This is a genomic window from Flavobacterium sp. ov086 (assembly GCF_900187965.1).
Classification (GTDB): domain Bacteria; phylum Bacteroidota; class Bacteroidia; order Flavobacteriales; family Flavobacteriaceae; genus Flavobacterium.
In genome coordinates, this window is the sequence record NZ_FZNL01000004.1 from 300,228 (window position 1) to 314,900 (window position 14,673).

The window sequence follows — 14,673 nt, forward strand, 5'->3', positions numbered from 1 at the left end:
CCTCATAGTAAGGATAGTATAAAACTATTCCATTTAATAATATTCAAAAATACAAAATTTCATGAAGCATATAATTTCCGCATGCTTTTTTTTATTCGGTTTGAGTGCGTTCTCCCAAAACATAACAGTAACGGTAGATAAAACAGTAGTCTTAAAAGAATTTTTTAAGCAAATTGAAAATCAAACTGATTTTAAATTTGCCTTTACGGATCAGATTAATACAAGTCAGAAGTATTTTAGCCATCACAAAACTTATAAGAATATTGAAATAAAAGAACTTATCAATGAATTAAACAAGACCGCATTAGTTCAGTTTTCAATCGTTGGCAATAATATTTTTGTAAAACAAAAAGCTACCAAAACACCTAAAAAAAAAAACAAGCTAACCGGTCAGGTTTTTGACGATAACAATGAGCCTATTATTGGAGCCAATGTTTATGTAAAAGAGGCAGAAACTGGCGCCACAACAGACAGAAACGGAATGTTTTCTATAGATCTGGACAAAGGCACTTATACGGTTGCAATTAGTTATATTGGGCTAAAGAATAAAGAAAGACAAGTTGAAATTACAGATGATGCAAGGATAAATTTTACCATGGATTCTGATAGTCAGGAACTGGAGCAGGTAATTATAACCACAAACAAAGCCGTTGATGTAAAAAACACTCAAATGAGTGTTAGTAAGCTTTCAATGGCAGAGATCAAAAGAATTCCGGCTGCTATGGGCGAGCCGGATCCTTTAAAATCATTATTGACTTTGCCGGGTGTTACAAATGCGGGCGAAGCTTCATCCGGTTTTAATGTTCGTGGAGGTGCGGCAGATCAGAATTTGATTCTTTTGGATGGTGCTCCCGTATATGGTGATTCTCATATGTTTGGATTTTTCTCCATTTTTAATGCAGATATTATAAACGGATTAGAATTATACAAAGGTGGAATTCCTTCTAAATATGGTGGGCGAGTTTCGTCAGTTCTTGATGTAACGCAGCAAACGGGTGATTTTGAAGATTATAAAGTAAGTGGTGGTATTGGTTTAATATCAAGCCGACTTATGGCACAAGGACCTATCGAGAAAGGAAAAGGTTCGTTTATTATTGCCGGACGTGCTTCTTATGCCCATTTATTTTTGAAACTGGATGGTAACAGTAATACAGCCATGTTTTATGATCTTAATGCAAAACTTAATTATCGTTTAGGTGCTAATAACTCCATTGCTTTTTCGGGATATTTTGGGAATGATGTCTTTGATATCGACAATCGTTTTACCAGCACTTTTGGAAACACAATGGGAATCGTGAGTTGGAAGCATAAATTCTCGGATAATTTAAATACCAATCTATCAGTTTTCTATAGCGATTACAGGTTTAATCTTGGCTTACCAACTGAATTTTTTAAATGGAACAATAACATTCAGACTTCCGGACTTAAGTATGCATGGAATCATACTTTATCTGAAAAGTTAAAATTGAATTACGGAATCGACGGTCAATATTATAATTTCAATCCGGGAACGGTAAAACCAACAAGATCAGATTCGCAGTTTAATTACGAACAACTAGATAGAAAATATGCTTTTGAATCTTCCATTTATCTGGACTTCGAACATCAAATTACAGAGAAACTTAATTTAAGATACGGACTTCGTTATAGTATGTTTTACCGTTTAGGAGGCGAGGAAATAAGCACGTATCAAAATGGACAAGCGGTTGTTTATAATCCGTTATACAACATTTATGAAGAAGGAACTCCAACAGGAACGATCTCTTATAAAAGAGGAGAAACAATAAGTAAATTCGATAATCTGGAACCGCGTGCGGCGTTGTCATACGCTTTTAACGACAACACTTCTGTAAAGGCAAGCTACAATAGAATGGCGCAATACATTCATATGCTGTCTAATACGCAGTCGCCTTTGCCAATGACGATCTGGACACCAAGCGGACCTTTTACAAAACCACAGATTCTGGATCAGTATGCAATAGGATATTTTAAAAATTTCAAAGACAAAGAATATTCTTTTGAAGGAGAATTGTTTTATAAGAAAATCCAAAATCGTATCGATTATATCGACGGAGCAGATATATTGGCAAATAATAATATAGAACAGGTAATCCTGAATGGTAAAGCGAGATCGTACGGTATGGAATTATCGCTAAGAAAAAATACCGGACGTTTTACAGGATGGGTTTCATACACTTTATCAAGAGCCGAACAAAAAACGCCGGGAAGAACACCTGAGGAACCTGGTATTGCAAATGGTGATTGGTATTTGTCAGGATATGATAAACTGCACAATTTGAGTATTGTAGGAAGTTACGAATACAATCCTAAATGGTCTTTTAATGCCAATTTTACTTTGCAATCAGGTCAGCCTGTAACGTATGCAAATAGTTATTATGAATTTGGGAAGATCAATATTCCTAATTTTTCTTTGAGAAATGAAAACAGACTTCCGCTTTTTCATCACTTAGATTTGGCAGCGACTTACACACCAAAACCGGACAAAAAGAAAGGATGGCAAAGCTATTGGGTATTTAGTCTTTATAATGTTTACAACAGACAAAATGCCGCCTCAATTACGTTTACAACAAACGATGATACAGGAGAAAACGAAACCAGAAGACTGTCTATTTTTGGTGTAGTCCCAGGTGTTTCTTATAATTTTAAATTTTAATGAATATGAAAAGTATTAATAAGTATACTTTTAAGAGTAAAGCATTGGCTTTTTTAAGCCTTCTTTCAGTCTTGTTTTTTTCATCTTGTGAAGAGGTTGTAAAACTGGATTTAGAAACCGGACCAACAAAACTAGTTGTAGATGCAGAAATTATTTGGCAAAAAGGAACAACTGGTAATGTACAAGTTATCAAGGTTAGTAAAACGGCGCCATATTACAATAAGACCACTCCAAAAGTTTCTGGAGCACAGGTAAAAGTTGAAAACAGTAATGGTGATGTTTTTACTTTTACCGAAACAGAGCCGGGTTCTTATGTATGTAATAATTTTGTACCTGTGATAAATATGGATTATACACTGTCTGTAACTGCAGAAGGACAAAGTTTTAAAGCAGTTGAAAAACTAACACCTGTAGTGCCAATTGACAGAGTAGAGCAAGAAATCCATAAAGATGGAGCGGGAGAGGAAAGCATTGAAATAGTATTTTATTATAAAGATCCTGTTGATCAGACGAATTATTATCTGACTGATTTTAAAAGTGATTTCCTGATATATCCGGAATATGGACTTTTAGATGATGAATTATTTAATGGAAACGAGATAAATAACCGATTCGCAAATGAAGACGGCAAAATAGTACCGGGAAAAACTATTGAGATTACACACCGCGGTATTTCTAAGAATTTCTATAATTATATGAAATTAATTTTAGAAATATATGGAGGAAGTCCTTTCTCAATTCCTCCGGGAAATATTAGAGGAAATATTGTAAATACAACTGATCCAAATAATTATGCTTTTGGTTACTTCCGACTTTGCGAAGCCAATAAAGTATCTTATTTGGTAAAATAAAAAATTATTGGACGTTGATTTGTAATTGCATCTGACATATAAGCATTTATGTCAGATGTTTTTTTCAATGATTTATAAATTTCTTGATTTGCAATAAGTTTTATCAGAGTTGGTTGTTTTTAAATTCTATTTTGTTCAAATCAATAGTGTCAGCTTCTTGTCTGTCAATTTCGTATGATATCTCTATTTCATTTTCAGATACAAACTCTATTTTCTTATCACATCCTGTAGCGCAGGATTCTACAGTAATTGGGAAATATAATTTTTTATTCTTGTCATATCCAATAATATTATTGCGAAAATAGGTAACAATCTTATAATCGGCATTTTCGATGAATTGATCTTTATCATAATCTCCATTATACTTAAAAAGATCTTCAGAATAATAAGTGCTTTTAACAATAGCAGGATATAAAGTTTCACTATCTTCGCCTTTGGGATAATTGTCCAAATACCATTTTTGTTCAAAGTTCCTGTAATAATTAATGTCTTTATCTCGTCCAGAAGGATTGTAAATCCATTTGCTTTTATTGGCAAACTCATATAATTCTTTCTTTATGGCTAAGTTAGAATCTAAACTTTTATCTTCACTGAATTTACCATCAACAAAATTTCCAGATCTTAAAGTAGATTCTCCCTCATATTTTAAGGTATAAAATTTTAAAGTCTTGAGATTTAACATAAAAAAACTCAAGTATAATCCTGGATCTCCATTACCAAGAGGTGATTCCATTGTCGCAAATAGAAAATAATCCTTTTTTCTTAAAAAGTGTTTTCGGTCAATAGTTACATGATTATAGTCACTTATAAGCAAGGTATCCTTCTGAATTAGTGACTGATTTTTCTTGTCTTTTTTATATTTCGAAACAATAAGTATATTTTTTTCACCAACTAGAAAAAAATCATCATTATCACTGGCTTCACTACCAGATATTTTAATTATTTCAGTATTGCCCTCATTGTTAAAGTTGAATAAAGTAACAGTTCTGACACTCATTTCAGTACTATCTTTTTTCGTATTTGAGATGCTGTTTGTTTTTTTTATATCATCAGATATTTTCTGATCATTTTTACAAGAAGAAAGCACGATGAAAGGCAAAACAACGGTAATCAATATCTTATTTTTAATCTTTTTCAATTAATTTTTATTTTTAGGTTATTGGCAAAATCAAAATTACAATTGATAATTTATACTTTAATTATTTTTGAGTAGGTAATTTTTTTCTGCACAAAATAATTATTTTTTAGTGTAAGTTATATAGAAAATAAGAAAAAAAAATATATTATTTTCGTGTCTGTATGAAAAACAAAGAATTAATCAACTAAGATAGAGATGAGAAAAGTTAGTATAGTTCTTTATTTTATATTTCTTTCTTTAGGTATATATTAGGTGATTTTTTTGAACAATTTAATATTTGAATTTATGTGCGAAACCGGAAAAGAAATTAAACTCTGTACTTGCTTTCCAGCAACTATGAATAAGGTTGTACATCACAAAAATTCCAGAAAAGCTAAAAATAAAAGACTTAATGATTTTACGTGGACATTAGATAGATGCTTGGGACCAAGTAATACTACAATGGACGGAATGGGTTATATGCCAGAAGAAGCTTTATCTGAAGATTTAACAAACGAAAAAATGCTTGTTTATCTTAATAGTAAAAATTGTTTTGATTTTGATTATGAACCCCAGGAAGGAGATAATCTTAAAATTTATACTCCGGAAAATCGCATTAGAGAACACCTGTCTTTTATTTTTGAAAACGGAGAATGGATAGCTGATCATTACGGACCTTTTACACATCTGTTCGAAAAAATAAATTATGGTAAAGTAACTTTTGAAGATAATAATGAAGATAAAAAGGATTAATTTTTCAGCTACACTATTTCAAAATAAGTACTTATAAAATGTTGATTGCCATTTCTTTGAAGTAATTCCATTTCTAATTGATTTGAGTTGAATTTCTGACCTCTGTAAATCCATCTGAAAATATTGGGATAAAGGTTTTCGTTGACAATATTTCTTTGATTTGTAATTTCTTCTTCTTTCAAATCATAAACAAAACAAAGATTTGAAAACGCCTGAATAATTTGAATTTGTTCGGAATTAATAAAGTACGCCCATTCGATATCAACGTGTTCATCAAATTTGATTCTCTTTTTTTCTAAAGTTGCCAAATCTGTTACGACTAAACTTCTTTTGTTAATTAATAAATGAAAATCAGGATAAAAAAAACTGCCAACTAAAGAATCCAAAACCATCGTTCTGTCAACTCTGTGATACGTATCTAAGTTTGTTTTGTTATAATTGGAAATATTAATCAAAAAAGAACCGCGAGCCGAAATGAAACCAAAATTTTTAGTGGGATGTTCAATTTCGATTTTTTCATCAATAGAAGATTGAATTTCCTTTTCTCCAAAAAGCTCCTTTGTTCTGTCAAATTCATCAATTAAAACAGCATGATAAACAATCATTTGCCCGGCACTTCGTTCTTCCCAACCTTTGTATTTTAATTGTATTCGGTTGTTTATATTTTTAATGGAACTAAGGCTTTCTATTTGTTTTAGTTGTATCATATTGTAATACCAGATCCGATTTTGTTATTATTAAATTTATTACTTAGAAGCAAAAAAACAGTTTCAGTTTGAAAGGTAAGATAAATATCTATTGCGATTATTTTGCTTTTTAAAAATCTTCAAGAAAAGAATACTGTTTAATAATTTCATCATATTTTACGGCAGGAATTAAACCTTCTGAAATTAATTTTTCCTTCATCATTACAATTATTTGAAAAACTTCTAGATCGTAAAAGTTTACAATATCTTCGATAAGTTCTCTTTCATTGATGTAAAAACTATATTCTGCCCGATGTTTAAAGAACTCAAAAAAGAGTCTCTTTTCTTCAATAGTAAATTGTGGATTAGTGAAAAGATATTCAAAAGGATTGACACCAATAATTCCGTTTAAAAATAAAATATCACAGTATGATCCTGAATTTATATCTTTAAAAGAATGTTTATCAAATTTTTCTCGAGGAAACATTTTCGTTATTAATGTCGTCCAGTTTTTTAAGTCAAAATCTTTCCATAAATGTGGGCAACAAAGCATTAATGATACATTAAATCCTTTATCGTAATTTTTAAAACAATGTGCTAAGAGATCAATTTTGTTATCATTAGATAAATTATAAAGTTCATTTCCAAAATTAAATTGAAAACCTTTCAATAGAGGAGACGAGTTATAAATTTTATGGGCTAATGTTATTATTTTTTCCACTTAACTGATTGTAAATAAAGTTTGAATTTCTGTATGTTAAAATTATTTCAAATGTAGAGTTATTTTTATGCGAATAATAAAGTAATTTAGAAAATTATATAGTTTTAGAGAATGAAAGAACAGCTTGCCAAAATAATAAAGGAAGTTTATAGTAAAAAAAATCGAAATCTATTTACATTTTTGACAGGAGCCGGAATTTCTGCAGATAGTGGTATCCCAATTTACAGAGGAGTAGATGGAATATGGGTTAAAGGGACAAAATTTCATAAACCGGAGGAATTTGGAACCTTCAAATATTTTAAAGAAAATCCAGAAGAAGTCTGGCAATATTCGCTATTTAGAAAAAAGATGTTTGAAAATGCTCATGCCAATGAAAGTCATAAGGAAATAGTCGAAATAGAAAACCTTTTACAAGATAGATTTCATTTAATAACTCAAAATATAGACAATCTGCACAGACGCTCCGGTACAAACAGAATCTATGAAATACACGGGAATAACAGAGAGATTAAGTGTTCGAATGGCTGTCAAGCAATTGAATATCTTCCTGCCGAGATTGAAGGAAAAGACATAGACGAAGATTTAACAGAGAAAGATATTGAATTATTAAAATGTAAAGAATGCGGTGGTTGGATGCGACCAAATATTTTATGGTTTGACGAACGGTATGATGAAAAAACAAACAAGAAATTTAGTTCCTTAAAAATGGCTAAGAACTCTGGACTTCTTTTTATTGTTGGAACATCCGGAGCGACAAATCTTCCAATGGCAATTGCAGAAACAACATTAAAATATGGCGGAACAATCGTTGATATCAATACCGAAGACAATTTGTTTACAGAACTTATTAAAGACAAGAAAAATAAAATTATTATTCGCGAAACTTCAACCGAAGCATTAAAAATAATACGAGAATTATTAGAAAATATCGTAAAAGAATAATTAGTTTAATAGCGAAATTTATGTGTGAAACCGGAAAAGAAATTAAGCTTTGTACGTGCGTTCCAAATGGTATAGATAAAATTGTACACAACAAAAAATCCCGTAGATTTAAGCATTTGCGTAAAGAATATACCTGGACATTAGCAAAATACGTTGGCGATACTGATTTTACAATGGACGGAATGATAATTTTTCCAAACGATTCTTTATCAGAAGATTTGACAAACGAAAGTATGTTGATAGTTCTTAACAGCAGACATTCTTTTGATTTTGATTATGAACCCAAAGAAGGAGATAATCTACAAGTTTTTGGTCCACAAAGTGATTTCAGAAAGTTTTTATCTTTCATCTATAGAGATGAGAAATGGATCACGGATTATTATGATGGTTTCAAGGATAAGACAGAAAAAATAAATTATGGTACAGTAGCTTTTGAAGATAAAACGGAAAATAAAAATGATTAAAAAAATATTTTTTTTACTATTAACACTTTTGATAATTACAGCGTGTAAAAATCAAAAGGATGAGAATAAATCTCTAAACAAAAAACAAGAAAATGACAATGATTCCATCTATCTTTTAGCAAAGAATAAAAACGCTCAACCTTTTAATTTAGAAAGCCTCAAAGGGAAATGGGAACTTAAAAAGTCATCAAAATCAGGAGATTCTAAAACTTATAATTTTGAATTATTAGACAGCGAGTTCATTTTAAATGACGGTATTTGTGATGCTTCTTTTGAAATTGATACAATACATAATTTGGAATATCATGTTGAGGGACATTTTTACAATCATTCGCTAAAAGAGGAAATGAAAACTCTGGAGGACAAATTGTATAATTTGTTTAAAATTAATTTAAACACATTTCAAGGCGTTATAACAATGAAATGTTCTCCTCCATTTCATAAAATATATGTTTTTGGAGATGATTTACTAGTTTGGTACTCCGGAAATTATATGCATTTTACCAAAAAAAGCGAACCAAAGGAACTTCTTTTCAAATGCAAAGAAAATGACAACGGTAAATCAAGGTACGACGATGCTTTAAACAAAACGTGTGTTTGTAATAAAAACACGTTTAATAGTGCTTATAAGATATTTTATAATGAGTCACCGGATTACCTAAAAACTAGTTTGCTGAAAGAATTGCCACAGCAAAATCGCGAGTGGAAATCTAAAGATGCGGATGTTTCTTATAGGTGGATTTTGCAGGATACCTTAAAAATAGATATGTATTTTCAAGGTGGCGAAAACTATTATGTCTTTTATAAAAACAGTGATAATAAAATTGAATACAAAGAATATTTATCACTGCCATAACTTAGATTTTTAATCGCACGCCATACCAAATAAATCTAATCCCTGAACATATATTGTTTTAAACGAATTGTCTTTTTTCTGAATAAGAATTCGTCTTTCGGGAAATAGACATTTTGATTTTTTTACATTGGTGTTCCATAAAAAATCATCATTATAAACAAAATAGGCCGGTCCTATATTTGCGAAAACTTTTACTTTAATACTGTCAAGGTCACTATATCTGTAAACAATACTATCATCTATTTTTTGAATTTTCCTTTGGGTTGCAAAATAATTTTTGCCGTAATTTAATTTTATTGGTTTGCTGGAGCAAAAAAGAGGCTTTCCGTTTTTAGCGGTATCGAAATTTTTAATGGTCAAGGCAATAAAATTTTCTCTGCAATCATCAATTCGGCAAACCACTTCGTCAACAGTCATTTCGGCAAAACCTTTAGTTCCGTAAACATAATATTTAGGAGCAATGATTTTTTTAATCTCAGTTTCTAATTTTTTACTTTTTATAAGCTGGATGGTTCCCAGGGTGTCGTAGTATTCAAATTTTCTGTTTATAGCAGCCGGATGTTTATAGAAATCATTTTCTAGTGAATCAGCATCGTTTATTTTTCTGTATACTTTTTCAAATTTAGATCTGGATAGGCTATCAGTGTCAAACATTGTAAGTACAATAGCAGTTGTTTTACTGGTTAAATTATATACAGGATAGATTGTATCTTTTAGTATTTCTAATTCTAAATCTTTAGTATCATCTTCTATTTTTTTTATCAGAACACTCGGTTTTGCTGCATTTTTGTCTTTACAGGAAATAAACAACGAAAATGAAATTATGAAGATTATAATAAATGTCTTTTGCATTGGTAATAGCGGTGTTTTTTATAAAAAGGATTAGCTGTATTCAGGCTTTTAAAGTATTAGAATCTTTAACAACATCCAGTAATGTCAACTGCTTTTTTTAGTTTTTTCGAATAACCAATATAGGTTGTATCTTCTTCTCCACGTGAGATCGTGAATAATGGCGTTTTATTATTTCGGCACTCTATAAATGCATCATAATCTATAAAATCTTCTTTTGGCCAATTAAGAATATCATCAGCATCCATTTTATTTTTATCAGGTATAACAACAAAAGAATCTCTGTCTAATATCTCTTTAGCCTTAGATAAAATATATTTTTCCATTTCATCATCATTTCTAATATGCCTTAAATCATAACCGTTTGCGAGATAACTTGTTTGAAATTTACTCTCGTATATTAGTTCACCGGCATTATTGAAAATTTGAAATACGGAGGTAGTTTTATTTATATTTCCTTTAGGAACATTAAAAACAAATTTATCTTCTGTTGAAAGGTCAGAAAAATTTGCGAACAGGGAATCGTTGAATTCTTCTTTAAGTTCAGTATTAACAGCATTATAATAAACATCAGAATCTGCTTGTGTAACTGAAGCTAAAGTGTCTTGTTCAGGTTTAATTTTTGCGCTATCATTTGCAATTGCAGTATTTTCGGTTTGTTTCTTTTCAACTCGGTTACAGGCAAAAAGTAATAGAATAGTGATGGCGCAAATTATAGTGTTTTTAAGCATATTGGTTGTTTGGATTGGTCATGGTTCCTTTAATCAAATATAGAAAAGTATTCTTTTAAACTTACAACGAGTAAAGAAATTGATTAATTCATTCTAAAAAAAAAACACTCAGTACAAATTTGAACTGAGTGTTTTTCTAAGCTATAAAAGTAAAATTTAAACAATAAGTTTTCTTCTAAATTACCATTTTATATGCATACTTCCCCAAGAGAATCCTGCACCAAAAGCGGTTACTATAATATTATCTCCTTTTTTGAAGTCGTTTTTAAAATCCCATAAACATAAAGGAATCGTTGCTGCTGTAGTATTTCCGTATCGCTGAATGTTTATTTTAAATTTGTCGATACCAATTCCGATATCTTCACTTACAGCCTGAATAATTCTCAGGTTAGCCTGATGTGGTATTACCCAGTCTACCATTTCGGGAGTTAATGAAGCTTTTTCCATTAATTCCTTTGATGTTGCGCTCATATTTTTTACAGCTTGTTTAAAAACAGTTCTTCCTTCTTGCTGTACAAAATGCTGTTTATTATGAATCGTTTCTTTAGATGTCGAAAGTAGAGAACCACCGGCACGTACAGTAAGATATTCAGCACCCGTTCCGTCAGTTCTAAAAATATTTTGTTGTATACCTCGTCCTTCTGTATTTGGTCGCAAAAGTACTGCTCCGGCACCGTCACCAAATAAAATACAGCTGTTTCTATCTTCATAATTAACAATAGAACTCATTTTATCTGCACCAATTACGATTACATTTTTATATCTGCCGCTTTCAATGAAACTTGCACCAACTGAAAGAGCGTATAAAAAACCGCTGCAAGCAGAATTAAGGTCAAATCCCCAAGCGTTTTTCAAGCCTGCTTTTTCGCATACTAAGCTAGCTGCGGGAGTTAAAATACGGTCTGGTGTAGAGGTTGCCAGAATAATACAATCAACATCCAGAGGATCGATTGCGTAGTTTTTAATTAAATCTTTAACTGCAAAAGCTGCCATATCTGAAGTCGCCAATGTTGGATCATCAAGTATTCTTCTTTCTTTTATACCTGTGCGCGAAGTAATCCACTCATCTGAGGTATCAACCATTTTTTCTAAATCAGTATTGCTTAATACCGTTTCCGGTACATATCCTCCAATAGCAATAATGGAAGCGTTAATTGTATTCATTTATTTTAATGTTTCTCTATTGTGTGTTTTTTTTATTTTGGTTCCCATTTACCTGGCCCATTTTCTTAAAGTCAGTTAAAAGAACCTGCGGAGTAAAATGAAGTTCTGTGTTTTCTTTAATCAAAGTCATTCTTAATATTGTTTGTTTTTAAGTCAGGACAGCGGGAGAATCATTTCACGATAGCAATCAAAATGATTTTTTACCGCGAATAAAAAAACGTCTGACTCATAAATTTGAACCTAAGTAATTTTTGGTGCAAAGATAGAAATGAACTAGAAGTAAACCTAAATTTATTTGCCTGTACAAGAGGTTTACAGTATTAAAAAATTGTTAAACATGCAAAAAATGAGAGTGAATTATGTTTTGTACACCATTTTATCCCTGTTATGTCTATATGAACTTAGAATTTTATAAAATTTATGTCTTCGGATTTTAGTTTGAAGAAATTGGCTACATTAAATTAAAATTTATAATAAAGTGACCGTTTTTGTTTGTTGTGGTATTAATTGGAGCGATTTACAAATTAAAACCTATAAGATGTTAGAAGAAAGATGTTAGAAGAAAGAAGTTAGAAGGAAGATGTTAGAAGAAAGAATTTAGAAGAAAGATGTTGAAAGAAAGATGTTAGAAGAAAGATGTTGGAAGGAAGACTTAAAAAGAAGAAAGAGGTGCTGAATTAATTATTTAGCACTTCTTTTTGTTATGAGAAAGGAATGTGTTTTACTACGGATTTAAAATTTCACTTATAAACATCAAAATGTCTTTGAATACTATATGTATTAATTGCAAAAATATCCAGCTACAAACGATGCCTATTCCTATAAATTTTAAAAAATAAAACAGGCTTATTGTCCAGTTTTCTAATTGTTTGGAGTAAATTATGGTATTGTTTAAATAATAATACTTTTTAGCTATTGCATAAGAGACTCCCAATAGAATTAGCCAGTAAATTAAAATTGTAGTTTCCAGATTCATAATTTTAATTTTATGTTATAAAAAAACTATTGTTTTGAGGACCATGACTTTAGGTGCTTTATAATTGCTTTTTTAGCAAATCTCTGATGTCATTTTTTGAAATGTGTTACGAGAAATCGACTCGGAATAAATAAACAATCGGGATATCTAATCCATTACAGTAAAATTATAAAATTTAAGTTATTTGAATTCAGGTTTTTAAGTGAAGTTATTGTAAAGTTTTCTGACTTAATTGGCTTATTTAGCACTTCTTTCTGTTTATGTTTTGATGAAAAAAATCTGTTGTATTTAAAGATAAATTTTATTTTTAGTCTATTTCTATTTTACGGATTGTATTCTTTCTTTAGAATTTTATCTTTAAATTTGAATAGCTGCTAACGTATAAATTTAAAGTATGAGTCAATCACAAAACGTCACCGATTATCCAAATAATAATACCATTTTCATGGTATGGAAATTTAAAAATGAGGCTAATATAAAGTCTGCATTTGAGAAACTTTGTGCATTAGTAAGCAATTTAAATAATTCGTATACCATAAGAATCCCAGACGGACGAACCAGTTGTGTAATGGGTGTTGGACATGATGCCTGGATAAAACTTGGTTTACCAACACCGTTGCCTAAGGAATTGGTAACTTTTGAAACTATTGCAGGCGTGAAACATACAGCAAAATCTACTGCCGGCGATCTTCATTTTCATTTAAGGGCTCAAAATGCGGCGATTTGTTTTGATATGGCGATGGCTATTTCGAAGGTTTTAGAATCTGTAGCGGAATGTCTTGAAGAAGTTCACGGATTCAGGTATTGGGATGGTCGTTCTATAATTGGTTTTGTAGACGGTACAGAAAATCCGATAGGCGGGGAACGAGATTTTTTTAGTGTAATTGGTGACGAAGATCCTGCGTACAAAGGAGGAAGTTACTTGTTTGTTCAGAAGTACTTTCACAACATGAAAAACTGGGAAAACTTATCTACAGAAGATCAGGAAAAAGTAATTGGAAGATCTAAAATGAACGATATTGAAATGGCAGACGATGTGAAACCAACAAATTCTCACAGTGCTCTTACCGCCATTACAGACGAAAATGGTAATGATCTTAAAATTGTAAGAGATAATATGCCTTTCGGAAATCCTTCTAAAGGAGAAGTTGGAACCTACTTTATTGCTTATGCGAGTAAATTTAGCACTACAAAAAAGATGTTGGAAAACATGTTTATAGGTAACCCACCCGGCAATTATGACCGAATTTTGGATTTTAGTACGGCACAAACCGGAACATTATTTTTTGTACCTACATTAGATTTATTAGATGATTACTCCGCTGATGCTTAAATTGTTTTAAGAAATCGGGAACAACAAAAGAAAAAGAAGAACAAGTAACCAAACAAACTTATGCAGATTGAAACTACGATCACGATCATAGAAGAAAATGTTCATCACTTTTTATTGGACCTGAAAAAAGAAGGACAAGGAGAAGAGGAGGCAGGCTTAATTATTCAGAAATATATAAAAGAAGGGAAAATAAGCGACGAAGAAGAAAATATCTTAAAAATACAACTTTGTGATTCGTTCAAGATAATTGGTATTGGGATTCCTTTTTTATTGATTCCCGGAGCTTCTGTTTTAATGCCAATATTGATAAAAGTAGCCAGTAAATATAATATCGAACTGATGCCTTCAGCGTTTAATAATCCTGGTCAAAACAATGATGAGTAAATTTAAATCTTTTAAGTGTAACTCACAAAATTTCATTCAACACATAGAAACATAGACTTTTAATCTTCACATACTTTGACGCTGGCTCACCTGTGTTTTTTGTTTCTTTGTTAAATCTCTCGCAATCCCGATAGCCATCGGGAGCAGAGTCGCAAAGTTTTGTCTCCTCATT

At 31.0% G+C, this 14,673-nt stretch carries 14 protein-coding genes; 8 read left to right on the forward strand and 6 right to left on the reverse strand.

Annotation, left to right across the window (positions count from 1 at the left end; translation table 11 throughout):
* Window positions 1–61 precede the first annotated feature (61 nt).
* Together CHB81_RS06850 and CHB81_RS06855 are read left to right on the forward strand one after the other, a co-directional pair.
* Window positions 62–2,674: a TonB-dependent receptor gene (locus CHB81_RS06850; protein WP_089351143.1), complete on the forward strand. Its 2,613-nt coding sequence runs from the start codon at window positions 62–64 to the stop codon at window positions 2,672–2,674.
* A gap of 5 nt (window positions 2,675–2,679) precedes the next feature.
* Window positions 2,680–3,525 carry a DUF4249 domain-containing protein gene (locus tag CHB81_RS06855; RefSeq protein WP_089351210.1) on the forward strand — a complete coding sequence of 282 codons (846 nt, stop codon included), beginning with the start codon at window positions 2,680–2,682 and terminating at the stop codon, window positions 3,523–3,525.
* Window positions 3,526–3,628: 103 nt separating this feature from the next.
* Here the strand turns inward: CHB81_RS06855 and CHB81_RS06860 are convergent, their stop codons facing one another.
* Window positions 3,629–4,663, reverse strand: a complete 1,035-nt coding sequence (locus CHB81_RS06860) for a hypothetical protein (RefSeq protein WP_089351144.1) — start codon at window positions 4,661–4,663, stop codon at window positions 3,629–3,631.
* 336 nt (window positions 4,664–4,999) lie between these two features.
* Between CHB81_RS06860 and CHB81_RS06865 the strand changes: the two genes are divergently transcribed.
* Window positions 5,000–5,395 (forward strand): hypothetical protein, encoded by a 396-nt coding sequence (locus CHB81_RS06865; RefSeq protein WP_141130364.1) that lies wholly within the window; start codon window positions 5,000–5,002, stop codon window positions 5,393–5,395.
* Between the two features lie 8 nt (window positions 5,396–5,403).
* On the opposite strand, the gene CHB81_RS06870 is transcribed toward CHB81_RS06865, so the two are convergent.
* Both CHB81_RS06870 and CHB81_RS06875 read right to left on the reverse strand, forming a co-directional pair.
* Complete coding sequence (locus tag CHB81_RS06870; protein ID WP_089351146.1) at window positions 5,404–6,102, reverse strand: hypothetical protein; 699 nt, start codon at window positions 6,100–6,102, stop codon at window positions 5,404–5,406.
* A 109-nt stretch (window positions 6,103–6,211) separates the two neighbouring features.
* Window positions 6,212–6,802, reverse strand: a complete 591-nt coding sequence (locus tag CHB81_RS06875) for a hypothetical protein (protein WP_141130365.1) — start codon at window positions 6,800–6,802, stop codon at window positions 6,212–6,214.
* Between the two features lie 111 nt (window positions 6,803–6,913).
* Here CHB81_RS06875 and CHB81_RS06880 point away from each other — a divergent pair, with 111 nt between their 5' ends.
* Genes CHB81_RS06880 through CHB81_RS06890 form a run of 3 tightly spaced genes read left to right on the forward strand, consistent with a single transcriptional unit; the run spans window position 6,914 to window position 9,064 of the window.
* Window positions 6,914–7,744: a Sir2 family NAD-dependent protein deacetylase gene (locus tag CHB81_RS06880; protein ID WP_089351148.1), complete on the forward strand. Its 831-nt coding sequence runs from the start codon at window positions 6,914–6,916 to the stop codon at window positions 7,742–7,744.
* 20 nt (window positions 7,745–7,764) lie between these two features.
* Complete coding sequence (locus CHB81_RS06885; protein ID WP_089351149.1) at window positions 7,765–8,208, forward strand: hypothetical protein; 444 nt, start codon at window positions 7,765–7,767, stop codon at window positions 8,206–8,208.
* Window positions 8,201–9,064: a hypothetical protein gene (locus CHB81_RS06890; protein WP_089351150.1), complete on the forward strand. Its 864-nt coding sequence runs from the start codon at window positions 8,201–8,203 to the stop codon at window positions 9,062–9,064. The genes CHB81_RS06885 and CHB81_RS06890 overlap by 8 nt, the downstream gene beginning before the upstream one ends.
* Before the next feature lie 9 nt (window positions 9,065–9,073).
* Here CHB81_RS06890 and CHB81_RS06895 read toward each other — a convergent pair whose 3' ends face one another.
* From CHB81_RS06895 to CHB81_RS06905, 3 genes are all read right to left on the reverse strand, one after another.
* Window positions 9,074–9,916: a hypothetical protein gene (locus CHB81_RS06895; protein WP_089351151.1), complete on the reverse strand. Its 843-nt coding sequence runs from the start codon at window positions 9,914–9,916 to the stop codon at window positions 9,074–9,076.
* 65 nt (window positions 9,917–9,981) lie between these two features.
* A complete protein-coding gene (locus tag CHB81_RS06900; RefSeq protein ID WP_089351152.1) occupies window positions 9,982–10,644 on the reverse strand; it encodes a hypothetical protein in 663 nt (220 codons plus the stop codon).
* Window positions 10,645–10,824: 180 nt separating this feature from the next.
* A complete protein-coding gene (locus CHB81_RS06905; RefSeq protein WP_089351153.1) occupies window positions 10,825–11,808 on the reverse strand; it encodes a beta-ketoacyl-ACP synthase III in 984 nt (327 codons plus the stop codon).
* 1,370 nt (window positions 11,809–13,178) lie between these two features.
* On the opposite strand from CHB81_RS06905, the gene CHB81_RS06910 reads away from it, so the two are divergent.
* A complete protein-coding gene (locus CHB81_RS06910; protein WP_089351154.1) occupies window positions 13,179–14,117 on the forward strand; it encodes a Dyp-type peroxidase in 939 nt (312 codons plus the stop codon).
* A gap of 60 nt (window positions 14,118–14,177) precedes the next feature.
* Window positions 14,178–14,501 (forward strand): hypothetical protein, encoded by a 324-nt coding sequence (locus CHB81_RS06915; protein ID WP_141130366.1) that lies wholly within the window; start codon window positions 14,178–14,180, stop codon window positions 14,499–14,501.
* Window positions 14,502–14,673 lie beyond the last annotated feature (172 nt).